We start from the raw sequence: 2803 nt of genomic DNA on the forward strand, positions 1-2803 counted from the left end.
AGCAACTACTTTTAAAAAATTTCTTCTATCCATAATGTTTTCCGTGTGAATGATTTTGAGTAGTAAGTGTAGCAGATTTTTCTTTTACTCTCCGGGTGGAGAGTAAGATAACTAGTATTAGTTAAACAAATCGCGCATTGCGCCTTTATACCAATCGTGTGTTGCTTTCGCAAGACCTGATGAGCGGAATTTATTATTCGCTTCATCCCCTTTTGGAACGCTACCTTTAGAACCGATAACCGGACCTGCAACCATAAATTCATGGTTAACCATAATTGCTTCTTCAGGATTCCCGTTAACCATAGAGTAACATACGTTTGCACTTTTGTACGGAAGTGCTGAAGCAACGCTATAGCTTTTACCGTGAAGAACATGAGCGATCTCTTTCGCACACTCTTTCCCTGACCAGATAGCTGTTTGACCGCTCGGTGGAATCGCATGTCCGACAACGTCACCGACTGCATAAACAGCTGCATCGGTCGCTGTTTGGAATGAAACCGGTTTTTCAGGACTAGTCGCCATTTTAACTTTTTTGAATCCGTCCGGAGTTGTCGCAACACCTGCCATTTGGATAATCGGATTTGACATATTGTGCGGGATAAGATTCAAAACACCATATTTAGCCGTATGGGTAGTTTTTACACCCTCTGTATCTTCTTTATTAGCAAATACCGTTTGAACATACGTGATCTCTTTTTTATCGAAATCGACATCGGTAATTTTGCAGTTACTGCGATGTTCAACAACACCATTGTTCACATCTGCCCATGCTTCTTTGAACGCAGCCCCTTTTGCAATATCAGCCGTTTCATTTAGAATAATAACTTTACCGCTCAAACCTTCATTTTTCATGTGGTTTGCAATCATACTTGCACGCTCAAACGGTGCCGGAGGACAACGAAATTTACCTGCAGGAACAGTGATAACGACATCACCTTCATCCATATTTTTTACCAAACGATCCAAAGCAACGTGTTCACCGCCAGGAATCAATGCACCCGGTGCAACACGGCGTGCTTTTGCGATTTTTGCATCAGACCATGCAGGGAATTGTCCTTTGTAGTTATACTCAATACCCGGAGCAAGAACAAGGATATCGTAACCAACTCCACCTTTAGAGGTATGTACCACTTTGTTTTCACGATCGATTCCGGTAACTACTGCCGTCAACATACCGTAACCATTTTTCTCTACTGCTTGTGAATAGTCATGAGTTAATGTACTAAGACTTACACCTTTAAGTCCGCCGAGGTTTGCGTTTGAAAACGGGCACGACATAAAGCTGTCATTTTTTTCGATAATCGCAACATCGAATTTAGGATCAATTTTTTTCAACTCTTTAGCAACGGTCAAACCGCCCCAACCACCACCGATGATAACTACTTGATGTTTGCCAAGCATTTTACTAGATGCACCTTGTGCACCCGGAGCTGCACCTGTAGCAGTTGTACAACCTGTCACAGCAGCTGCAGCTGCACTTAGACCGGCAAATTTAAGTAAGTCACGTCTTGAAATGTTCATAATGAGTCTCCTTCATCGTATGCAATATCGATTGCGAAATTGAATTATCGCTGTGGACATAATAATCCGCTTACTCTTAAATATTTATAAGAAATAGTGAAATATGTAAAAAAAATCGAAATAAGATAATATTATACGTTTTAGTGTGATAGGAATGTGATACATATAGAGAAATACCTTTATATGGTATGATACCGTTATGTATAAAAGGGAGATTTTGAATGAAAATTGAAGAGTGCCATTCCCTAGCGGAAGTTCGTAACCATATCGACCGTCTAGACGATCAAATCGTCGAACTTATCGCTGCTCGCAACAGCTATGTCAAACAAGCGGCAAATTTTAAACACTCCATTGAAGAGATAAAAGCCAATGAGAGGATGGAAGCGGTAATGGATCGTGTCCGTACCCGCGCTATGGAGTTCGGTGTCTCTCCGAATCTCCTTACCACCCTTTATAAAATTATGATCGATGCCATGGTCGAAGCAGAGATTTCCGAGTTTAGAAATGCCAAGTCACTCTAATCTTTAGAATTTCGTCACTTCCCCACGGCAAATAGCCATTATTACTTTTCCATTTAACGTCTCGTTTTTATAGAGGCTATGATGGTGTGGAACCTGCGTTATCTGTGAAGGATCAAACAAAATACAATCAACGCTTAATCCTACTGCAATTTCTCCCGCTTTGATCCCTATGTGTTCTGCCGGAGTGCGGGAAGCCAAATCGATGAGTTTAGCCATATTGATAATCTTGTTTTTAATCAGATACGTATAGGCCAGCGGTAAATACTCAGCGATAGAAGTCGTCCCCACATTGGCATCGTAAAATGTGATATCTTTTTTGACATCGGAATTTGGTTGATGGAGAGATGTAAGGGAGTGAATGTCCCCTCGCTTCAGCGCATCGATCAGCGTGAGCCGTTTGGTTTCATTGACCAATGGCGGATTGATTTTCGCATCGGTATCAAACCCGAGACACGCCGTATCGTTTTTGAACAAATGATGAATAGCCACTTCACACTCTGCATCTATCCCCTCTTTACGCGCTTGAGCAATCAATTCGATCGATCGAGGTTCGCTAACGCTTTTAAAGACGATTTTAATCCCAAAATGGCGAGCTATTTCAATCATCGACGCAATATGGACCACTTCCGACATCGGCGATATCCCCGGCAATCCCAGTTGAGCGGCAACGGCACCGTCAGACATCACTCCGCTCTCAAAGAGACTTTTGTCTTCAGCTTTATAAAACAGTGCTTTATCCGCCATTTTTAAATACTGTGCGA

3 protein-coding genes are annotated in these 2803 nt (G+C 41.9%); 1 reads left to right on the plus strand and 2 read right to left on the minus strand.

From position 1 onward, the window contains the following. Window positions 1-117: 117 nt before the first annotated feature. On the minus strand, window positions 118-1521 hold the full coding sequence (locus tag A2517_RS00405; protein WP_294893381.1) for an FAD/NAD(P)-binding oxidoreductase: 1404 nt from the start codon (window positions 1519-1521) through the stop codon (window positions 118-120). Window positions 1522-1742: 221 nt separating this feature from the next. Here A2517_RS00405 and A2517_RS00410 point away from each other — a divergent pair, with 221 nt between their 5' ends. Continuing rightward, on the plus strand, window positions 1743-2042 hold the full coding sequence (locus A2517_RS00410) for a chorismate mutase (RefSeq protein WP_294893382.1): 300 nt from the start codon (window positions 1743-1745) through the stop codon (window positions 2040-2042). 3 nt (window positions 2043-2045) lie between these two features. Here the strand turns inward: A2517_RS00410 and A2517_RS00415 are convergent. Next, window positions 2046-2803: amidohydrolase family protein (locus tag A2517_RS00415; RefSeq protein WP_294893383.1), on the minus strand; the 758-nt coding region annotated here is incomplete at its 5' end.

Origin of the sequence: Sulfuricurvum sp. RIFOXYD12_FULL_44_77 (assembly GCF_001830725.1) — a bacterium.
Taxonomy (GTDB): Bacteria; Campylobacterota; Campylobacteria; order Campylobacterales; family Sulfurimonadaceae; genus Sulfuricurvum; species Sulfuricurvum kujiense_A.